The sequence below is a fragment of the Psychrobacter sp. D2 genome (assembly GCF_013608135.1).
Taxonomy (GTDB): Bacteria; Pseudomonadota; Gammaproteobacteria; order Pseudomonadales; family Moraxellaceae; genus Psychrobacter; species Psychrobacter cryohalolentis.
In genome coordinates this window covers 388408-409046 of sequence record NZ_JACDXZ010000001.1, presented here as the reverse complement: position 1 = coordinate 409046, position 20639 = coordinate 388408, and the positions used below count along the sequence as shown (strand labels likewise).

16 protein-coding genes and 3 tRNA genes are annotated in these 20639 nt (G+C 42.5%); 7 read left to right on the top strand and 12 right to left on the bottom strand.

What is annotated here, in order from left to right; genetic code table 11:
* Nucleotides 1-74: 74 nt before the first annotated feature.
* The 8 genes from gspF to H0262_RS01770 all read right to left on the bottom strand — a co-directional run bounded on the left by gspF (nucleotide 75) and on the right by H0262_RS01770 (nucleotide 7592).
* A complete protein-coding gene (gspF, locus tag H0262_RS01805) occupies nucleotides 75-1277 on the bottom strand; it encodes a type II secretion system inner membrane protein GspF (RefSeq protein ID WP_181209470.1) in 1203 nt (400 codons plus the stop codon).
* An 83-nt stretch (nucleotides 1278-1360) separates the two neighbouring features.
* Nucleotides 1361-2449, bottom strand: a complete 1089-nt coding sequence (locus tag H0262_RS01800; RefSeq protein WP_181209469.1) for a hypothetical protein — start codon at nucleotides 2447-2449, stop codon at nucleotides 1361-1363.
* Between the two features lie 283 nt (nucleotides 2450-2732).
* Nucleotides 2733-3668: an AraC family transcriptional regulator gene (locus H0262_RS01795; protein WP_011512626.1), complete on the bottom strand. Its 936-nt coding sequence runs from the start codon at nucleotides 3666-3668 to the stop codon at nucleotides 2733-2735.
* A 347-nt stretch (nucleotides 3669-4015) separates the two neighbouring features.
* Nucleotides 4016-4091, bottom strand: a tRNA-His gene (locus tag H0262_RS01790).
* 40 nt (nucleotides 4092-4131) lie between these two features.
* Nucleotides 4132-4208 (bottom strand) — tRNA-Arg (locus H0262_RS01785).
* A 92-nt stretch (nucleotides 4209-4300) separates the two neighbouring features.
* A tRNA-Pro gene (locus tag H0262_RS01780) sits at nucleotides 4301-4377 on the bottom strand.
* A 248-nt stretch (nucleotides 4378-4625) separates the two neighbouring features.
* Nucleotides 4626-6122, bottom strand: a complete 1497-nt coding sequence (locus H0262_RS01775) for an McrC family protein (protein ID WP_181209468.1) — start codon at nucleotides 6120-6122, stop codon at nucleotides 4626-4628.
* A gap of 12 nt (nucleotides 6123-6134) precedes the next feature.
* Nucleotides 6135-7592, bottom strand: a complete 1458-nt coding sequence (locus H0262_RS01770; RefSeq protein ID WP_259275375.1) for an McrB family protein — start codon at nucleotides 7590-7592, stop codon at nucleotides 6135-6137.
* A 287-nt stretch (nucleotides 7593-7879) separates the two neighbouring features.
* Between H0262_RS01770 and H0262_RS01765 the strand changes: the two genes are divergently transcribed.
* Both H0262_RS01765 and H0262_RS01760 read left to right on the top strand, forming a co-directional pair.
* Nucleotides 7880-8590 carry a DUF4442 domain-containing protein gene (locus tag H0262_RS01765; RefSeq protein ID WP_181209467.1) on the top strand — a complete coding sequence of 237 codons (711 nt, stop codon included), beginning with the start codon at nucleotides 7880-7882 and terminating at the stop codon, nucleotides 8588-8590.
* Between the two features lie 135 nt (nucleotides 8591-8725).
* Nucleotides 8726-9247 carry a RidA family protein gene (locus tag H0262_RS01760; RefSeq protein WP_181209466.1) on the top strand — a complete coding sequence of 174 codons (522 nt, stop codon included), beginning with the start codon at nucleotides 8726-8728 and terminating at the stop codon, nucleotides 9245-9247.
* A gap of 22 nt (nucleotides 9248-9269) precedes the next feature.
* On the opposite strand, the gene gspE is transcribed toward H0262_RS01760, so the two are convergent.
* Nucleotides 9270-10850, bottom strand: a complete 1581-nt coding sequence (gene gspE, locus H0262_RS01755) for a type II secretion system ATPase GspE (RefSeq protein WP_181209465.1) — start codon at nucleotides 10848-10850, stop codon at nucleotides 9270-9272.
* 161 nt (nucleotides 10851-11011) lie between these two features.
* Here gspE and H0262_RS01750 point away from each other — a divergent pair, with 161 nt between their 5' ends.
* Nucleotides 11012-11836 carry a thiazole synthase gene (locus H0262_RS01750; protein WP_011512620.1) on the top strand — a complete coding sequence of 275 codons (825 nt, stop codon included), beginning with the start codon at nucleotides 11012-11014 and terminating at the stop codon, nucleotides 11834-11836.
* A 46-nt stretch (nucleotides 11837-11882) separates the two neighbouring features.
* Nucleotides 11883-13322 (top strand): wax ester/triacylglycerol synthase family O-acyltransferase, encoded by a 1440-nt coding sequence (locus H0262_RS01745; RefSeq protein WP_020442606.1) that lies wholly within the window; start codon nucleotides 11883-11885, stop codon nucleotides 13320-13322.
* Nucleotides 13323-13370: 48 nt separating this feature from the next.
* Here H0262_RS01745 and H0262_RS01740 read toward each other — a convergent pair whose 3' ends face one another.
* Together H0262_RS01740 and dxs are read right to left on the bottom strand one after the other, a co-directional pair.
* Nucleotides 13371-14198, bottom strand: a complete 828-nt coding sequence (locus tag H0262_RS01740) for an inositol monophosphatase family protein (protein ID WP_011512618.1) — start codon at nucleotides 14196-14198, stop codon at nucleotides 13371-13373.
* A gap of 368 nt (nucleotides 14199-14566) precedes the next feature.
* Nucleotides 14567-16618: a 1-deoxy-D-xylulose-5-phosphate synthase gene (gene dxs / locus H0262_RS01735; RefSeq protein ID WP_181209464.1), complete on the bottom strand. Its 2052-nt coding sequence runs from the start codon at nucleotides 16616-16618 to the stop codon at nucleotides 14567-14569.
* 564 nt (nucleotides 16619-17182) lie between these two features.
* Between dxs and ribA the strand changes: the two genes are divergently transcribed.
* The 3 genes from ribA to H0262_RS01720 all read left to right on the top strand — a co-directional run bounded on the left by ribA (nucleotide 17183) and on the right by H0262_RS01720 (nucleotide 19931).
* Nucleotides 17183-17857 (top strand): GTP cyclohydrolase II, encoded by a 675-nt coding sequence (gene ribA / locus H0262_RS01730; protein ID WP_133103852.1) that lies wholly within the window; start codon nucleotides 17183-17185, stop codon nucleotides 17855-17857.
* 18 nt (nucleotides 17858-17875) lie between these two features.
* Nucleotides 17876-18886 carry an oxygen-dependent coproporphyrinogen oxidase gene (hemF, locus tag H0262_RS01725; protein ID WP_181209463.1) on the top strand — a complete coding sequence of 337 codons (1011 nt, stop codon included), beginning with the start codon at nucleotides 17876-17878 and terminating at the stop codon, nucleotides 18884-18886.
* Nucleotides 18887-19460: 574 nt separating this feature from the next.
* Complete coding sequence (locus H0262_RS01720; protein WP_181209462.1) at nucleotides 19461-19931, top strand: cytochrome c; 471 nt, start codon at nucleotides 19461-19463, stop codon at nucleotides 19929-19931.
* A gap of 80 nt (nucleotides 19932-20011) precedes the next feature.
* Here H0262_RS01720 and gloA read toward each other — a convergent pair whose 3' ends face one another.
* Nucleotides 20012-20578, bottom strand: coding sequence for a lactoylglutathione lyase (gloA, locus tag H0262_RS01715; protein ID WP_181209461.1), 567 nt, complete (start codon nucleotides 20576-20578; stop codon nucleotides 20012-20014).
* Nucleotides 20579-20639: the final 61 nt, after the last annotated feature.

The following is a 20639-nucleotide window of genomic DNA, read 5'->3' as shown; positions in this document are numbered from 1 at the left end:
CAGAAATGCCGTTAAGTATACGGGTGATAAAACAACTATTACTAACAGGAGCGTATATTTAAGGTTAATAAAAACTAGCCAGCCAAGTCATTCATATTCACAATTGGCAGCATCACCGCCATTACGATAATCATAACGACCACACCCATCAACACCAGCATTAAAGGCTCAAGTAATGACAATAAAGTACTTATAAAATTGGTGGCTTCTGCCTCTTGCATATTGGCAGCACGGCTAAGCATGTTTTCAAGCTCGCCCGAGTTTTCACCACTTTTAATCATTTGTACCATCATCGGCGGAAAATAGGGCGATTTGTCTAATTGACTCGACAGACTTGAACCCTCTGTCACTCTATATGCAGCGGTAATGATGGTTTTTTGAATATGCAAATTGGTGGTGACCGCAGCGCCAATATGGAGCGCTTCAATCAATGGCACACCAGAGCGCACCAATATCGCGAGCGTACTGGCAAAGCGCGCCGCATTCAACCCTTTCGATAAGCGTGCCAGTATAGGCAATTTTAGCACGGCACTATCTATGGCTAGCTTGCCCGCTTGCGTCTGAGCGAAGCGATAGAATAAAAACGCCGTTCCTGCCAACACCAGCAGCATCAGCCACCACCACTGGGTAATAATATTTGATAAGCTAAGGACAATTTGGGTAATTAAAGGCAGAGCTTGTTCGGACTGCTCAAACACTTTGACAATTTTTGGTACTACAAAGCTCATTAGCCCCATAATTACGCCAACTGCCATCACCATCAGCACGATTGGATAAACCATAGCGCCTTGTATTTTTTTCTGTAAGGCAAAGCGATTTTCAGTGTAATCGGCAAGCTGATTTAAGATCAAATCCAAATGACCAGATTTTTCTCCAGCTGCAATGGTAGCGATATATAGTGGCGGAAAGCTCGCCGCTTGCTGCAAAGCGCGCGCCAAACTGAGACCTTCTAGAACATGCGAGCGCACGGCAAGCATCAAAGATTTGATATGGGTTTTTGGCGATTGTTTGGCGACAGCTGCCAAAGTTTCCTCTAACGGAATACCAGCAGCAAGTAATACAGATAACTGGCGGGTAAGCAGTGCCAACTCATAAGCAGAGGGTTTTTTATAGCGGCTTTTATGCTGACTTTGCCTATCATTGACGGCGTTGACTTCGACGGGCGTCCATTGTTTATCACGCAGCTGCTGGCGTACTTGCCGCGCAGAATCACCTTCAAGCAAGCCTTTTTGGATGCCGCCGCGATCGTCAAGCGCTTTATAATGATAAGCGGGCATAGCAGCGGATATCCTAAGACGGTCAAGAGTAAAAGAGGATGGATCAAGATTTGAAAAGTTGGCTTATTAAAAGAATAGACGACTTAAAGAAGCGGCGTAGAATCGTTACTATCCGGCATCAAGCCTTGCAATAATAGAACATCTAAATGCTGTTGTTGTAGCTTTTTATCAAAATCATTGACTTCAGCGATCAGCATACGCTCAATGCGCTTATCACTGGCAAACACACTGAGACGTGCACAAATGACCGCCAATTGATAAATACGTTTTTTGCAATAACCGTCTAAACCTTGTAGCAATCTGACCATGTGCGGGGTTTCAAGGCTGGCATAATCATAATCACTCACCACATCCTGACCAAGTGCTGTCACGCCATAGGTAATAGATAAATGGGCGCAAAAATAACAGCTAAATAAATAGCCAACCACATGTCCTATATAATAGCCACGATCGTAAGTAAAGCTACTGACGCCAAAGTGCCCGAGCACATAGCTGTTCAAACTGCCTTGATCAAAGATAGGTTTATTATGCTTTAGCTTGCCGACGGTGGCAAAGCATAATGGATTATGTCCATCCTGTATTGTCAACTGCCAACCTGCAGGTTGCTGAGCTGGCATATGGCGTACAATATCTTCGATAATGTCATCGACCACATGCAGCTGCTGCCATAAGCGCTCAATGGCATCCGTATCCATCAAACCGCGTTTATCAAGCTGCTGTGCAAGCAAATATTGCTGGTATTCGGCAAATTGTGTTTTGAGGGTATGTACAAGGTAAGTCGGACGGATAGCAGCAGAAGCCAAATATAATTGCTGCGTGCGCTCATGCTGCGCCCGATAAAGTGCCACGCGCTGAGTAGCAATACTACTGTCACTTGCAGAGATAGATGAGCTTTGGTTTATCAGAGTATGATTAGCAGTATTTATATTAGCGGAGCTAGTCTCTGTCAAGCTACCCTCCGCATTTGGCAAAACAAATAATGCTAATAATGCTGCTTTATCAAGCCGAATAGCCATACCTGCCTGTGCGCTATTTTCCTGCTGAAGATTTGAGTCATGCTGATTATTGTTAGCTTTGACTCTGCTATTAAGTTTGTCTTTATGATTAATAGACGCAGAAGAATCTTGTAGATCATTTGATTTTACGCTTGGTTTTGCGGTCGGTTCAGTCATAAAACACCATCAGCTGCAAAAATAAACATCACCTAAGTCATACTATATTCTGGATAAACCGTAATATATAAGCATAAAAGATAGGTCGCTAAAACACTGTCGCAACTAGGCGACTTATTACTTCATTGTCATTCCATAGTACCTGAACCTACACTCATTGTCAGCTGTGCAAGATCGAAATGCTAATGATGAAAAATTATTATCAGATAGACGCTATTATATCACTGACTCAGTTTAGAAAATATCACACAGCTTGGATGACTATTTATGTGTGAAGCAGCGGCTAAGCAAGGTTTTGTTTTTGATATTGCTGGCGGTACGCTTTTGGTGATATGCCATATACGCGCTTAAAGGCTTGGCTAAAGGTTGAGTCTGAGGCATAACCCACTAGCTCACTAATACGGCTGATACTATTTTGCTGCAAGCGCAAATAACGTGCCGCCAAACGCAAACGGTAGTCAATCAGGTAGGTCAACGGCGGCATACCAACCACGTCTTTGAAACGCTGCGCAAAACTCGAGCGTGACATACCTGCAACTTCAGCAAGCTCATGAATGCTCCAGTTTTGGCTTGGATTTTCGTGCATGGCGACCAATGCCTTGGTTAAAAACGGGTCTTTCATGGCTTTTAGCCAACTGTCCGTGGCTTCAGGCAAACTTTCGATATAAACCCGCAAACACTCAATCATCATAATACTTGCCCAATGATTGATAATCGCCGTCTTACCCATCCGCTCATGCTCAGCTTCTAACGTCAGCAGTCGAATCTCAACATCAATCACCTCGAACCGACCATCAGATTCATCGTTAATTTCAGGCAATATCGTTGGTAGTACTGATAATAAAGGACGAATCATCTCTTTATCGTACTTGCATTCAATCAGTATCAAAGATGATTGGGCATCACCATCGCCCTGAATATCAAGCACTTGTTCCGTGCAATTAGTAAGCAACTCATCCAAAGGTTTGGCACTCTCACCATGATGGTTGAGCGCGTAACTGACATGATTGTGCGCGCTAGGAATCATAATAATGTCGCCAGCATGCGCTTCTCTGAGTCCACTGCCCATATCAATACAAAAGCTACCAGACATCACCAAATAAAACACAATCGTATCTTGTCTAGTGAGTGAGTAAGACCAATTGCCTGTACCATTTAAGCGATAGTATTTCGTATCGAATAAATGCACATTTTGTAGTAACACGCTTAATGCGTCCATTAACCATTTCCTCAATAACAGCTGCTCAATAACGCGCCACTTTAATAAAAAAATCGCATTAATATGAGGATCAATTTTATTTAAAAATATAGTGCTACTGAGATAAATTTTTCTTTGACAGTACCGCTAATATACCTTTATAAAGCCCTTACGACACAATATGTATCATAAAAAATGATAAAAAACGCCAGTAGACTGTTAGATCATGAGCGATTTAAAAGGTTTAGGACTATCACAGAGGCAAAAAGATATAAAATAGACAGGTACAAAAAAATGCCAAAAATGGCAGCGGCTTTTTTTAAATGATTTTAATATAGAATATAAACAGAAGGGATATAGCAAAAAAATGGGGCGACTGATGGGACTCGAACCCACGACAACCGAGATCACAACCCGGGGCTCTACCAACTGAGCTACAACCGCCATAACTGTTGCCAAAATTCGGCAATATATGCAGGCTAAATGGTGCGCCTGGCAGGATTCGAACCTGCGGCCACCTCCTTAGAAGGGAGATGCTCTATCCAACTGAGCTACAGGCGCTCTTAGAGGACTTTTACATATTTTGGTCCGCTTGATATACAAGAAACCAAACCATTATACATAAAAAAAAGCCTGTAAGGCTCTTAAATAGATGGTCGGAGTGATAGGATTCGAACCTACGACCCTCTGGTCCCAAACCAGATGCGCTACCAAACTGCGCCACACTCCGAAATTCTCTATTAACACGATAGTTTGTTAATTAACTGGTTGTTGGCAATGCCACTAACTGGCTAACGTTCCTTGCTATCGAGGTGCACATATTAAGGGGAAACGCCGATGGTGTCAACACCTATTTTTAATTAATTTGAAATAACTGCTAAATTATTTAAAAAAGGCTTATTTCTTATAAACTAAGCGTCGACAACAAGCGCTACTCAACATAGTGCCTCATGAGCTAAGCGCATATTATACTAAATCTTATGTCGGAAGCAAGTCAGTGTTTATCGTACCTGTAAGCACATTAAAAGGTATCAGCCATAACTGAGCATAGGGTGCATTTTCACTATTGTATATGTCCTGAGTATCTTGCTTTAGTACAACCGCTCGTCTCTGATTGTCTTGCACCGGATATACCAGCCAGACTTGCTCTGCTTGATAAGCCTGCGCATAGCTGCTCAGTTGATAAGCGTCGCTGGCACTAATGGCGCTGGCATGCGCTAAAGGCTTCCATTTAATATCAATCACGTGACTATATTGACCTGCTTGTTTTTCTGGTGATGGATTTGCTCCTAAATTCTTTATTGGTAAAGCATCATCATGCTTCTCTTTATTTTTAGTATTCGAACGCATCTGGCGATAAATCAATAAATCAGGACGAATAGACAAACACGCCTGCCCTTCGGCATCATTAAGCCAAACACGCTGCGTTTGAAACAGTGGTTGATAATCTTTGCTTTGCTGTTGAAAAATCAAAGCGATACGCTGGCTTGCCCATTGCTCAAACGCTTGATTCATATCTATCAGTAAGCATAAGCGTGGCGGTGTAGATCTACTACCAAATGGTTTTGGTGCATTAATACTATGACCGATTTCCATATTTGATTGACTAAGCAGCCAATAAGCGAAATCTACCAGTTGCAAGGCGGCTTGTAATTGCTTTGCTTGCAGCGGCTGAATGGCAAGTTCACGCTTTGCTTGAAGGTATATCGACTCTAGCTGGCGTATTTCATGCTGATGTAGGACAGACACTTGCTGCCACGGCTGTAAATGTAAAAGCAGATTTGATTGAGACAACAAAGGCCTCAGCAGCGTCAGTGCGCTCTTAATCATGCGATTGCCGAGCATGTCTTGGCTCAGCACACTGCGCTCACAAACGAATTTATGTGGCTGCATACTGTTATGGAGTAATTGCTCTTTTATGAGTAAACGTCCTTGAATTGCTGCTTGGTTATGGATTTGGGTTTGATACTGTTTGGTCGGTTGATAATTCGTTAAACGCTGCAAAAGCTGCATACTGAGCCAATCAGATAAAGGCAATGCGGTGACTGGCAGCGCTGTCAACTGGCGGCTGAATTGCCCAAAATTTTTGCTGTGAGGCGATTTGTTATCGTTACTATTCATTAGGTCTGACAGCATATTTTGTACCCAGTGACGGGTTTGTAAAATATCCGTATCTACTGGCGATTCATTTGACTGATATGGCTGCTTAATAGAGTTGCTAGCAGTGTTTGCGATAAATTTTGGCAGTATCTCAAGAGTCATGCCACTAGGCAGTACAATAACGCCAATATAATGTCCAACCTTGAGTTGCCACTGTCCTTGCTTGCGTTTAATACTAAATACTGACAGCTCTTGGGTTATCAGCCACTGAAAATCAGAGTCGTACAAGAAATTAGACGCTATTAAACGCTGATGTTCAAATACCGTCATGATATTCATTTCAGAGCTTTGAGTGTGCTTATGCGTATTTATCATAGATTAACATCCTCATGGATATAAGCGCTGATAGACGGCAAGCTGGGTGAACTTGCCAGTCTTGGCAATAAGGTCAGTATTAATTGCATAACCGCCGGCATTTATAGATTGAGTAAAATAGGATTGCTGTCCTGCAAACATGGAGTTCTGAGAAGCTATACTATTCTCGCTAGCCATTTGAGTGGGCATACCGTTATGTATTAACGTTTGACTATCATGAATAAATTGCGCCGATATTGGCTGCTGTTCATCTCTAAAAATATACTGCAAGACAGCCACTTGCCCGCCAGCTGCTTGGGCTAATTGTGGAATAATTTGCTCAGTAAGTGCCATTTGTAACTGCTCAAGATTATGCACGGAGAATAAAAATGCATGACCCATTTGCGCCTCAATCCCTAACGTTTGGCTAATACGATGATTTAAACCCGTTAATACTTTGGCTAAATTGATGGACTCTGCTTCGTCGACTATTTTTAATCCTTCATTCGGGTTGATAATCGGTAATAGCTCAGGCTGCGGCGAACAGTTAATAAAGCGAAAACGACGACGCAGTGCCATATCTAGTGGCGCTAACGAATGATCTTGGGTATTCATGGTCGCATAGACATCAACATTGGCAGGCACGCTAAACGCTCGCCCAGAGTATGCCAAACTTACTGTCATCGCATTGGGCGTACCTGCTCGTTTATCAGGTTCAATAAGGCTGAGCAATTCACCAAAAACGCGTGAGACGTTGGCACGATTAATCTCGTCAATCAGCATCGCATAACGCTGCTGAGGATCATTTGCCGCGCGCTGACAGAGCTTTAAAAAGGCGCCATCAGTAATGGCATAGCTCATTTGAGATGAGCTGTTATTCGACTGATTAGAAGCTGCCATTACCGGGCGAATGCCCTCGACAAACTCTTCATAGCCATATGCCTGATGGAAACTGACCATACTAAAGCGCTGTTGGCTAAAGCGTTGGTTTTGGCTGGCACTATTATCACGTTGCGCCTGCTGAAATTCTGACAATTGCTCTGACAATTCGCTTAATAGCATCAGGCTGTCAGGCAGTAAATACCACGCACCGCTAGGGTCTTTATCAAAATACGCTTGGCTGGCTCTATTTTTATACCCAACCGTCTGTGAGCTGGTTGGACTGTGCATTTGCAGTACAGACCACGCTGTATTACTTAAATTTTTCTCACGTGCATTTTGTAATGCTTTGGCGATAAAAAACTCATGATTGACGATTTCAGGTACTTTTACTAAGTCCTGTTTTTGCGATTGAAAATCTAAAAATATCAAACACACCACATCACGCCAGTTCAACTCTTGCAATAACTGCTTGAGTAAATCTTCATCATTGGCTCTAGGCAGATAGTCCGTATATTCTTTAGCAATTTGGAGCAATCGGTAGGTTTTACCAGTACCCGCGACGCCCGTATAAATAATATTGGTTGGCTTATCATCACACATATCAGGCATAACATCATCCAGCAAAAAAGTATAAAAAAGCGCTAGCATTTTATCATTATAGTTACTCACTCTACAGGGTATCAGTGCTTAAATTACTAACGCCTAAGATGCCGTTACGTCACTGTTATTTTGTAAGCGCAGCAGTACATGGTAATAATAGTAGCGACTGAGCAGTTAATGTACCATAACTAAAATAGCTGCTAGCATAAAGCCTATTCGGTGACTCATTTATGCCATGAGCCTTTTAACCCTAGTATCATTAGCATTGTAAATCCCACTTAAATGAGGAATATTGTATGTCAGGATTATTAAAAAAACTCCCGATCAAACGGACCAATAAACTGCCAGCCAAAGTCTCTGAGAACGCAAAACCTGCAGTCGAAAAAACCAATAGCACACTTAAACCAATCAGCAATCAATTTACCAAATTGTTATCTATCACCAAATATTTACCTGCTGGTGCACGTTCGAGCATTTTATCGAAAGCATTTGGTAAGGTAGTACCTTATGTGGGCACAACGGGTATCTACTATGAAACGGTCGAGCCAAACCAAGTGGTGGTCAGTTTAAATAATACCAAAGCGGTGCAAAACCATATCGGCTCCGTCCATGCAGTTGCCATTACTTTGCTTGCTGAAACGGCAACGGGATTCATTTTAGGCTTAAACTTACCTGCTGATCGTGTACTATTGATTAAGTCTTATTCAGTGAATTTCTATCGACCGATTAAAAAAGGACAAATGGCTGCCATCGCAAGCTTATCTGATGAGCAGCGTTTAGATATTTTAAATACTCCGAAAGGCGAAATGATTATTCCATGTGTCATTCATGACCGTGAGTCGGACAGTGATCGCGACCCAATCGTAGTCGAGATGACATGGGCTTGGATACCCAAGTCTGAGTTAGAAGCGCGTCGCCAAGGCAAAGCTAATGAAAAGTCGGCAGAGGCTGATACTGAGTCTCATACCAAAGTAGTAGAAACAGACGCAAAAGTAGAAACTAAGTAAGACAATCAATCAGCTGATAATGATGAGGCTGTTTAAGATAACTAATATATTAAGAATACGTAAAGTAGTGCGCTAGCATTTTTATAGCGCACTTCGTATAGCAGTGATTTATAAACTTATAATAAGGAGACAATGATGTCCAAAATGATTTCTAAAGCTACTTCTAAAACAGAGCTTACTAATTTATCCAAGGCTTTTCTCGTCAGTATCTGTGCATTAGGATTTACCGTTAGTGCCACTGCGGCACCCGAAAAAACTTCAACTCATACACATCATGCAGCAACTATCACTAAGTCTAGCCCTGTGTTTTTAGGTGACGGCGGCAATTATCCTTTCTCAGAAGCAGTCCGTGTCGGCGATACTTTGTATATGTCTGGTCAGATTGGTTTTAAAGATGGCAAGCTGGTCAAAGGCGGTGTTAGAGCTGAAGCCAAACAGACAATGGATAATATCAATACTACGTTATTGAAATATGGTTACCAAAAGTCAGATATCGTTAAGTGTATGGTGATGCTCACCGATATGGACGATTTTAATGACTTCAATAAAATCTATAAAGCTGAACTGGCAAAGCCTTATCCCGTCCGTTCAGCTTTTGGTGTCGCAGAGCTAGCGGCAGGTGCCAGCGTTGAAGTTGAATGTATCGCTGTCAAATAAAAATGTCTCTTAAAATATTACTCTAAACAATCAAAGCGTCCTCAAGTAGGGCGCTTTCTTTGGTCACGCGTAGCACTTCTTCTAACGTCGTACGTCCCGCGATTACCTTACGCAAACCATCAGCACGAATCGATGGTGTCTTTTGGCGGGCGTACTCTTCTAGCTCATACTCGGCGGTATTGCTATGAATCATGCGACGCAGCGCATCATCAACGGGCACCACTTCATATATCGCTGTTCGCCCTTTAAAGCCTGATTGGTTACACTTATCACAGCCGACTGCTCTAGGTAGCTTGATAGCTTTATCTGTCAGATTATCAGCAGCATTGTTAGCTGCATTGTTAGTTGCAATATTGTCAGACATTGATTGAATACCAATCTCAGTAAACAATTTGGCTTGTTCAGGATCAGCCAGCTGCCAATCATGACAATGTGTACATAACGTACGTACCAGACGCTGGGCGACCACGCCTATCAATGATGATGATAATAAAAACTGCTCAACGCCCATATCTTGCAAGCGCGTAACCGCTCCAATAGCAGTGTTGGTATGTAGGGTTGATAAGACCAAATGCCCTGTTAAAGATGCTTGCACAGCGATTTCTGCTGTCTCTAAATCGCGAATCTCACCCACCATGACCACGTCTGGGTCTTGACGCAACATTGCACGCAAGCTCTTAGCAAAGGTCATATCGACTTTGTTATTAACCTGCGTTTGCCCAATACCATCAAGCTGGAACTCGATCGGATCTTCAGCGGTCAAGATATTACGGGTTTGATCATTTAAATCAGTCAATGCAGAATATAGCGTGGTGGTTTTACCAGAGCCTGTCGGTCCTGTCACTAAAATAATGCCATGCGGGCGATGGATTAAGCGCTTAAGCTCACTATAATCATTATCAGATAGACCCAAATAGGTCATATTCAGGCGACCTGCTTGCTTATCTAGTAAGCGCATGACCACACGCTCACCAAAACTTGACGGCAATGTCGATACCCGCACATCAACCTCGCGCCCCGCTAAGCGCAAGCTAATACGCCCATCTTGCGGCACACGCTTTTCAGCGATATCCAGTTTTGCCATCACTTTAATGCGCGATACTAATAACGGCGCTAATTGACGTTTTGGTGTGATGATTTCTTTAAGCTCACCATCGACGCGAAAGCGAACGACCAAGCGTTTTTCAAAGGTTTCAATATGGATATCTGAGGCGTTTAGACGTATCGCTTCGGATAATAATGCATTAATCAGACGGATAATAGGTGCATCGTCTTGTTGGTCCATTAAGTCTTCAGTTTCAGGCACGCTATCTGCCAAGCTATCAAGATCAGGATGGTCTTCAAGACCAGCGGCGATATGCTGTGACTCGCCAGTATTACCTGCATAAGCGGCATTCATGCGTTTCTCAAAATCGTCCGAGCTGACACTTTCATATATTGGCACACCGCGTATGCCTTGCTGCTGTAAAAATCGCACCGCTTCATTGATTGCTGAAAGCGGCGTCACCTTGGTCAATAGCAATGTCGGTGGCAGCTCAGGATCAATGGCTAGAATAACCAAAATCTGATGGCGTTTTGCAAAACTGTACGGCAGTTGCATCATAAAAACGACCTAATAGATAAAGAAAAACTCAGAAAAAAACTTGTATCAAAGCATGGTAAATGTATTATTCTTAACTGGCTCAACTCAAAAAGACTGCAAGTAAGATTGCATGATTTTGTTATAATAGCATTTTGTTTTACTCGCCATTAGGATTTTCAGTTATGTCAGATAACACTAGCACTGCCACTCAATCGACACCCCTTTTGCAAGATACTTTTACGGTAGGCAGTCGTACTTTTTCTTCTCGATTATTGGTCGGTACGGGTAAGTATAAAGATATGACTGAAACGGGTGCCGCCATCGGCGCGTCAGCAGCAGAGATAGTGACGGTCGCTATTCGTCGTACCAATATCGGTCAAAATAGCAATGAGCCCAATTTGCTTGATGTCATTTCACCAGATAAATACACTATTTTGCCAAATACAGCAGGCTGTTTTGATGCAGAAACGGCGATTCGTACTTGTAAGCTTGCTCGCGAGCTATTAGGTGGGCATAATCTGGTTAAGCTTGAAGTATTAGGGGATGAAAAAACCTTATACCCTAATGTGATGGAAACACTAAAAGCTGCCAAAGTGTTGATTGATGACGGTTTTGAGGTCATGGTATATACGTCAGACGACCCTATCGTTGCTCAAGAATTAGAGAGTATGGGCTGTGTGGCAATTATGCCACTTGGTAGTCTAATTGGCTCTGGTCTTGGTTTGCTCAATCGCCATACATTAAGCTTGATTATTGAAAATGCGAAAGTACCCGTATTGGTTGATGCTGGTGTCGGTACAGCTTCTGATGCCGCGATTGCCATGGAACTTGGCTGTGATGGCGTACTGATGAATTCAGCCATTGCTAATGCGCAAAATCCTGTAATGATGGCTCAAGCAATGAAGCATGCGGTATGGGCAGGTCGTCAGGCTTTCTTGGCGGGTCGTATGCCGATGCGCAAAATGGCAACTGCCAGCTCACCACAGACGGGATACTTTTTTCAGTAGTATTAAAGGTTAGGTGATTATATTTTTCATTATAAAAGGATTTATTATGCGACTTCTTACAGCAGTCGACCAGTTGTTTTTACTTCTTGAGTCGCGTAAACAACCCATGCATGTTGGAGGTCTATTTTTATTTGAATTACCAGAAGATGCGGATATCAGTTTTGTTCATCAGCTTGTAAAGCAGATGCAAGACTCTGATGTACCGCCAACGTTTCCGTTCAACCAAGTGCTTGAGCATATGGTATTTTGGAAAAAAGACAAAAATTTTGATGTTGAGCACCACTTGCATCATGTCGCCCTACCCAAGCCCGCCCGTGTGCGCGAACTTTTGATGTATGTTTCAAGAGAGCATGGTCGTCTATTGGACCGTGCTATGCCCCTGTGGGAATGCCATGTGATTGAAGGCATTCAGCCAGAGAGCGAAGGTAGCCCAGAGCGCTTTGCGCTGTATTTCAAAATCCATCACTCGCTGGTTGATGGCATCGCTGCCATGCGTTTGGTCAAAAAATCCTTATCACAATCACCCAATGAGCCGGTTACTTTGCCTATTTGGTCATTAATGGCACGCCATCGCAATCAGATCGATGCTATATTGCCCAAAGAGCGCTCCGCTTTACGCATCCTGAAAGAGCAAGTATCTACCATTAAGCCTGTGTTCACAGAATTACTGGATAATTTTAAAAATTATAATGACGACAGCTATGTCAGTACCTTTGATGCGCCGAGAAGTATTTTAAACAGACGCATCTCAGCATCGAGACGTATAGCGGCACAATCTTATGATATCAAGCGCTTCAATGATATTGCTGAGCGTATTAATATTAGCAAAAACGATGTAGTACTAGCCGTTTGTGCTGGTGCTATCCGGCGTTATTTGATTTCGATGGATGCACTACCTAGCAAGCCTCTGATTGCGTTCGTGCCCATGTCTTTACGAACTGACGATAGTGTCGCGGGCAATCAGCTGTCATTTGTCCTTGCCAATCTGGGTACTCATCTGGATGATCCATTGAGTAGAATCAAGCTAATTCATCGCAGTATGAACAATGGAAAACGCCGTTTTAGACGTATGAATCAAGCGCAAGTTATTAACTACAGTGTGGTGTCTTATGCATGGGAAGGGATTAATCTGGCGACTGGTTTGTTTCCTAAAAAACAAGCCTTTAACCTGATTATCTCAAATGTGCCAGGCTCCGAAAAATCATTGTATTGGAATGGCGCGCGCCTACAATCTTTATACCCTGCCTCGATTGTCTTCAACGGGCAAGCGATGAATATTACGCTGGCAAGTTATTTGGATAAGATTGAATTTGGTATTACTGCCTGTAGCAAGGCCTTACCTCATGTGCAAGATATGCTGATGCTGATAGAAGAAGAGTTGCAGCTGCTTGAAAAGGTTAGTAAAGAGCTTGAATTCAATGGTATTACAGTTGAAGATAAAAGTGGCTATAAAGATAATGGTAAAACAAAAAAGCTGGCTCCGTAACGGAACCAGCTTTTTATTTGTCATACTTAGCTATCTAAAAGGGGACGATTAAAGCGCATCGCCCCATGCTGGCACAACCACTTGCATCAAAGGTTTTAGCAGTTTTATATTACAAGCAAAGATAGAGCCTGATGTCATCGAATTGTGTGCGCCGGTATGATCAACGACCACGCCACGTGCTTCGGTGACAATAAGCTCGCCTGCTGCGATATCCCAAGGCTTGATTGACATCTCAAAGTAGCCATCAAAACGACCAGCAGCCACATAACATAAATCAAGAGCAGCTGAGCCTAAACGACGGATTTGACCGCCCGCTTCAGTGATTTTTTGTAGGCTTTCGTAGTGCTCTTTGGCATATGAGATAACTTCGCCATTGCGCTTACGCTCAAGAGGATGCCCAGTAGTAAATAAACCACCATCAATCGTTTTACGCTCACTGACACTGATACGGCGTTGGTTTAAACGCGCGCCTTTACCACGGCTAGCAGAGAACATCTCATCACGGACAGGATCATAGATAACACCATGCTGAGTCACGCCTTTATGCTGTACGGCGATAGACACACAGAACTGTGGTACGCCATGAACGAAGTTTTTAGTGCCATCTAGTGGATCGATAATCCAGCACCAGTCAGCATCTTCGCCGCGACCTTCCTGCATACCAAACTCTTCACCCAAATACGAATGATTTGGATAGCTGGCTTTTAGCGTCTCAATCGTCAGCTCTTCACTAAAGCGATCAATACGAGTAACCAGACCATCTAGTCCTTTTGACTCGATATCCAACTCAATTTTGTGACGGTTTTGATGCGCGTACAAAATTTCTTTACCGACTTTTTCAGCAGCACGCGCTGCGATGACGACCATGGGTTCCATACAATAACCTGCTTGTTTGATAAATGGATATTACTAGATAAATATTAATTGATAAGTACCAATCGATAGATACTTATTAATAAAGAAAGCATGTAAAGTAAGAGATACTTATAGCACCAACACTACTTATAAAATCAATGAAAAATAAAGCCACATAGCAAACCACAATATATGGTTGTTATTAGTCGCACCGCTCAAGTTGTCAAATAGTTCACACCTACGGCAAGCAGGCGATATCTTGGCACAAAAATACAGCTTTATTTTTTACACAGCTATTTTATCAACTTTTTACGGACTATGGGTATTTATTATTTTTATAATGTAGCAGATAGATGGTTAATCGTCTTTTAAACCTTAAGCCACATCAGTTAAGATAATAAGTTTTGGAGCTGATTGAACACACCTTCCACATCTAGACCACAATCTGCCAGCTGTTCTGCTTGAGAGCCATGCGCAACAAACCGATCAGGGATACCTATATTACAGATAGCTGGACGATGAATTTTAAAAGCAGCCGATTCATTTAATAGGTATTCATTGACCGCACTACCTGCACCGCCCATGATCATATGCTCTTCTAGAGTCGCTATATGAGTAACACCTTGCTCAATTAGGGTTTCAAGTAAGTTAGTATCTAAAGGCTTCACCCAACGCATATTGACCACATGCAGCTGACAGCTTGATGCTAATAAAGGGGATTTCGCAATCATTTCTGCGGCTTTCTCAGCCGTTTCGACCATCGTACCAAATGCCAATAATGCCATTTTCTTGGGTGCATCGTCTGTACCAAGTACCGATTCTATAACCGCTTCACCAATATTATAAATTTGGGCTGGTTGTATAATAGTTGCGCCAGTACCAACACCGCGCGGATAGCGCACTGCGGTACAACCTTGGTATTCATAACAAGTATTGAGCAAATGATAGCATTCGTTTTCATCTTTTGGCGCTGCAATCAGCATATTGGGCACGCAGCGTAAAAATGCAAAATCAAACACCCCCGCATGCGTAGCACCATCTTCACCAACTAGACCGGCGCGATCAATGGCAAACATCACATCAAGATTTTGTAAAGCAACATCATGTATCAGCTGATCGTACCCACGCTGTAAAAACGTCGAGTAAATCGCTACAATCGGCTTCACGCCTTGCGTTGCCATGCCACCCGCCAACGTCACAGCGTGTTGCTCAGCAATCGCTACATCAAAGAAACGCTCTGGAAATTGACGAGCAAACTCGATCATCCCTGAGCCTTCTTCCATCGCTGGGGTAATGGCGAGCAGCTTATTATCTTGTACCGCTTTGTCACATAAAAACTGCCCAAATACTTGCGAGTACTTTAAGGAAGGTTTAATCGCTATTATTTCTGGTTTCTCAGTTTTTGGTACGTTATCTTCAGCAGGTAAGCTACTAATAGCATGATAGCCGACTGGGTCTAATTCAGCAGGCGCAAAGCCTTTACCTTTGGTGGTATAAATATGGACTAAAACTGGACCTTTGACTTGCTTGGCAAGCGACAATACACGTAGTAGCTCAGGAATATTATGACCATCAAAAGGACCAAAATAGGTAAAGCCTATCGCCTTAAATAGATTGTCTTCTAGTTGCGGTACATCGCGCTGCTCTTTATGACGCTTACGTCGGTCAAATGCTTGCATATCAGGGCGTTGACATAATATTGGCTCGCCTGCATCAGAGATATCAACCTGATACCCTGACTCCCAAAGCATTGCTAAATGCCGTGAAAAGCCACCAATCGAGCAGGATATAGACATGTCATTGTCATTCAAAATCACCATCAAATCAGCGTCTTGTTGCACCGCGTCATTCATCGCTTCAAACGCCATGCCACCTGTCATCGCCCCATCGCCGATAATACAGGCAACCGTCTGCGCGCGCCCTTGATAGCGTAGCGCTAAGCTCATGCCTAAACCGGCTGAGATGGACGTTGATGAATGACCAACCCCAAAGGTATCATAGACAGATTCGGCGCGTTCTGGAAAAGCCGTTAAGCCAGTTTTAGAGCGGATAGTACATAACTGATCACGGCGACCTGTCAGTACTTTGTGCGCATACGCTTGATGACCCACATCCCAAACGATCTGATCTTGCGGGGTGTCTAGCAAATAATGTAGCGCAATAGTCAATTCAATCACGCCTAAGTTGGCACCGAAATGACCACCGCTTTGACCCGCTGAATACAATACAAACAGCCTTAGCTCATCGGCTAAAGTCATCAGCTCAGCACTGCTAAAAGTCTTGAGATCAGCAGGACTATCCACACTGTCGAGCAATGGCGTCTGTGGACGCTCACGTGGAATCACTGCATACGTTTGTTGCAGTTTTGATAGCGGTACAGCAGAATCAACAGCTGACGCAGATAATGACTGAGACTGTGGGGAATGAGGTGACTGCTGCATAAAACGTACGATACCTACCAATCTGCTGACCAGATGCTACCTTAGACAAGGTCTAGCAATAGCAATAGTCTAAGTGGCGTTAATAATAGCCATGCCATCATTTGTATCATTGCTAATACAAGGGATGGCATCGACTATACAATTAGTGATACAGCTTTTATCGCTGCAATAACCCAAAATACGCTATTTGATATAAAGATAATAACGTTCAATGACAACCCTAAAGACTGCTCTAATAGCTGCCTCAAAGGTCATAATAATGGCTATTATGCCTTATTATTTTGTATCCATACCGGACGTTAGTGACGACATAGTAATGTAAGGGCAAAGACTTGTCACTGTATCCGTCAAAATAGTATGGCATAATAGCATTTATTTTTAATTGTCGCTTTAATCATCGTGCGTCGTCTGTGAACTTTGTGTGTTTTTATAATTTATGGGTTTTTATAATAAATATAATTAGCATACTATCTTGCAAACCCGCTAGCTTACAAGAACTTAGCTATTATAATAAAGCTATGTCAGACAATTAGCGCCACGATGATCAGCTTATGCAGGGCATTAATGTCATATCAATTTATTACTAGCGCCAAATTGCCTACTCGTCACGGCGAGTTTGATATTCATATCTTTGAAAATGATGAGGGTCAAGAGCATGTGATGCTGACGGTAGGTCTGCCTGTGTTTGATCAAACGGATATTGCCGACAGCATCTTAAATCAAAAAGATGATGCTTTATCAGAACGCCCTATTCCGTTAATAAGAATTCATTCTGAATGCTTAACTGGTGACGCCTTTAGCTCCTTAAAATGTGATTGCGGACCACAGCTAAATACCGCTATGGATGCGATACAAAAAACGGGCTGCGGGGCGATTTTATATCTGCGTCAAGAAGGACGCGGCATCGGTCTGACCAATAAAATCCGCGCTTACGCCTTACAAGATCAAGGTCACGACACTCTAGATGCCAACCTTATGTTGGGGTTGCCTGCTGATGCACGTATCTATGATATGTGCGGACCGATGCTTGCTCATGTAGGCGTTGATGCTGTGCGCCTTATCACCAATAATCCTAGTAAAGTCGCTTACTTAACCGAGCATGGCATTGATGTTATTGAACGGGTGCCATTGGTCGTTGGAGTGAATGATATGAATGCTGAATATCTAGCGACCAAGCGCGATCGTATGGGTCATCTATTAGACACAGATTTTAATACCACCCTACACCTTAATAAATAGCAAATAATCAGATATTTTATGAGCATTCCAAATATAGATAACGATATCAATGTGTCGGCGACCGATGCAACAACGACACCAAGCCATCATGACATCATGCGCGTGCGTAAGTTTCTAGTCGATTTGCAAGCGCGTATCTGCCAAGCTCTAGAAGTGCAAGAAAGCGATAGCTGCACTGATGCGCAGAAAGCCGCTACCTTTGTCCCTGACGATTGGGAGCGCCCTGAAGGTGGCGGTGGTCGCTCATGCGTATTGGCAGACGGCGAAGTGATAGAAAAAGCCGGCGTTATGTTTAGTCATATACACGTCCAAAACCTGCCTGCTTCAGCAACTGCGCGTCATCCTGACATTGCTGGTCGTAAAGCACAGGCAATGGGCGTATCTCTTGTTGTGCATCCCAAAAACCCTCATGTGCCAACCAGCCATGCCAATGTACGATTGTTTATTGCCGAAGCAGAAGGCAAAGACCCTATTTGGTGGTTTGGTGGCGGTTTTGATTTAACGCCATTTTATCCTGTGCTTGCTGACTGCGTGCATTGGCATCAAGTCTGTCATGACCTCTGTGCACCTTTCGGCGACACTATTTATCCTGATTTCAAGCAATGGTGCGACGAGTATTTCCATTTACGTCATCGTGATGAGCAGCGCGGTATCGGCGGCTTGTTTTATGATGACGTCAATACTGAAAGTCGCGGTTGGAATTTTGAAACCTGCTTTAAATTTATGCAAGCGGTCGGTAATGGCTACCTTGAAGGTATGCTGCCAATTTTTGAGCAGCGTAAAAATGTGCCCTATACCGAAGCAGAGCGTGAATTTCAGCTTTATCGCCGAGGTCGCTATGTTGAATACAACCTTGTTTATGACCGCGGCACTCTATTTGGTCTGCAAAGTAATGGGCGTATTGAATCCATCTTGGTCAGTATGCCGCCGCTTGCCAGTTGGCACTATCGCTTTGAACCAGATCAGGGCACGCCTGAGTTTGAGTTGACTGACTTCTACCTAAAACCCCGTGATTGGTTGACTTTATAATCGGGATTGGCATAATAACTTACTAGTATTTATTGGTTTTGATATAAATCATTTTATTGTTAAAAAGGTCAGCTAATCATGCTGACTTTTTTTATTTTAAATAAAGCGCTATTCAAAATAAGTAATGATAATTTTTAGGACGGCAATTTATATAGTCAGTCTTGAATAAAAGAAATACAAAGATTATAAGGTACTACTGGTATCAATTTTTCTTGCTTACTGTGCCTATGCAGACAGAGGCTGCGAATAATTAATCCCAGTAGCACTGTATTCTTTTAAAAGTGTATCTACTATAGCTTAACGAAAGCGATTATTTAAAACCAATTTATGAGAATATTTAATCTATTTTACAAAAACTCACGGTTTCGCCCTATGCTACTTAAGCTGCTTGCTGTTTAATATAGGATAGTACGTAATTTAAGCATCATGAAAAACAGTATTTTCGAATGTTAATAAAGAAAATATATTAAAAATATTGGATAAAATTTATTTTAATAGTAGCCATTTAATCAGGTGACGAGCATGCGTATGCTACGCCACCTTTTTATTAGCAACGTAAAAAGGAGCACGAATCATGACTCAGGTATCGAATCAAAAATCATTAAAATCTATCTTTGCTATCACTTTGATGGCAGCCACTTTAGGACTGACGGCTTGTAGCACACCAGTAGACCCTGATGTCAAAGCTCGTCAGGACATCATGAAGAACTTCGGTGATGCGATGAAGGTTATGGGCGGCATGGCAAAAGAGCCGGACACCTTTGATGCGGCAGTGTTTAAAGAGCAGGCAGCATTTTTAGCAGAAGAGTCTAAAAATCCTTGGAGCCATTTTAATAATAAAGACGCCGCTGGCAATGCCAAAGCAGAGGTTTGGTCAAATGTTGATGGCTTTAAAGCAGAAGCAGAGAATTTCCAAAAGGTCACTGCTGAGCTAAACGCTGCTGCACAGACAGCAACTAGCATTGACGATGTGATGCCAGCTTTTAAACCTGTTGGCGACAGTTGTAAATCCTGCCATACGGATTTCCAAGTCGAAAAAGACTAAATAAGAATCCTTTAGCAATATAAAAAGCCACCCTATCAAGCAATAAGGTGGCTTTTTTATTCGCTTAACTTATGAATCAATTAAGCCATCAAATCTGATTGTACGATTTCAATCCAATATCCATCAACATCTTTAATAAAGACAATATTTTTCATGCTGCCTTCATCTGGACGTTTTTTGAATTCGACATTGTTTTCATCAAACCAAGCTACCGCTGCATTGAGATCAGGTACATTAAAACAAATATGACCAAACCCTTGTGGTTCTTGATTGCCATCATGATAGCTAAAGTCCGCTTTTGTTTCGGTGCCATAGTTATGAGTCAATTCCAAAATGCCACGCTGACGGAAGGCAAAAATCTCTAAATCATTACCCGACGGCAAGTTTTCACGTTCACTCTCAGTCAGTTTGGCTAAAAAGTACAAATCAAAACCCATGGCTGGGAATTTTTTGACTGCCAGTAACGTCATACCTAAGACGCCAGTATAAAACGCTAAAGACCTCACAGGATTTTTGACACGCAGCATCGTATGGTTAAAAGTATAACCTGTCGTCTGCGCTGAGATAGGCTGTACGCCATCAGCCTTTACGCTGCTTTCAGGTTGCTCTTGTATTGAATGGTCATTATTAAAAATATTATTACTCATGATTATTCCTATATTTAAATATTTTTAATCACTAATAGATTAAATGATCATAACTATAACA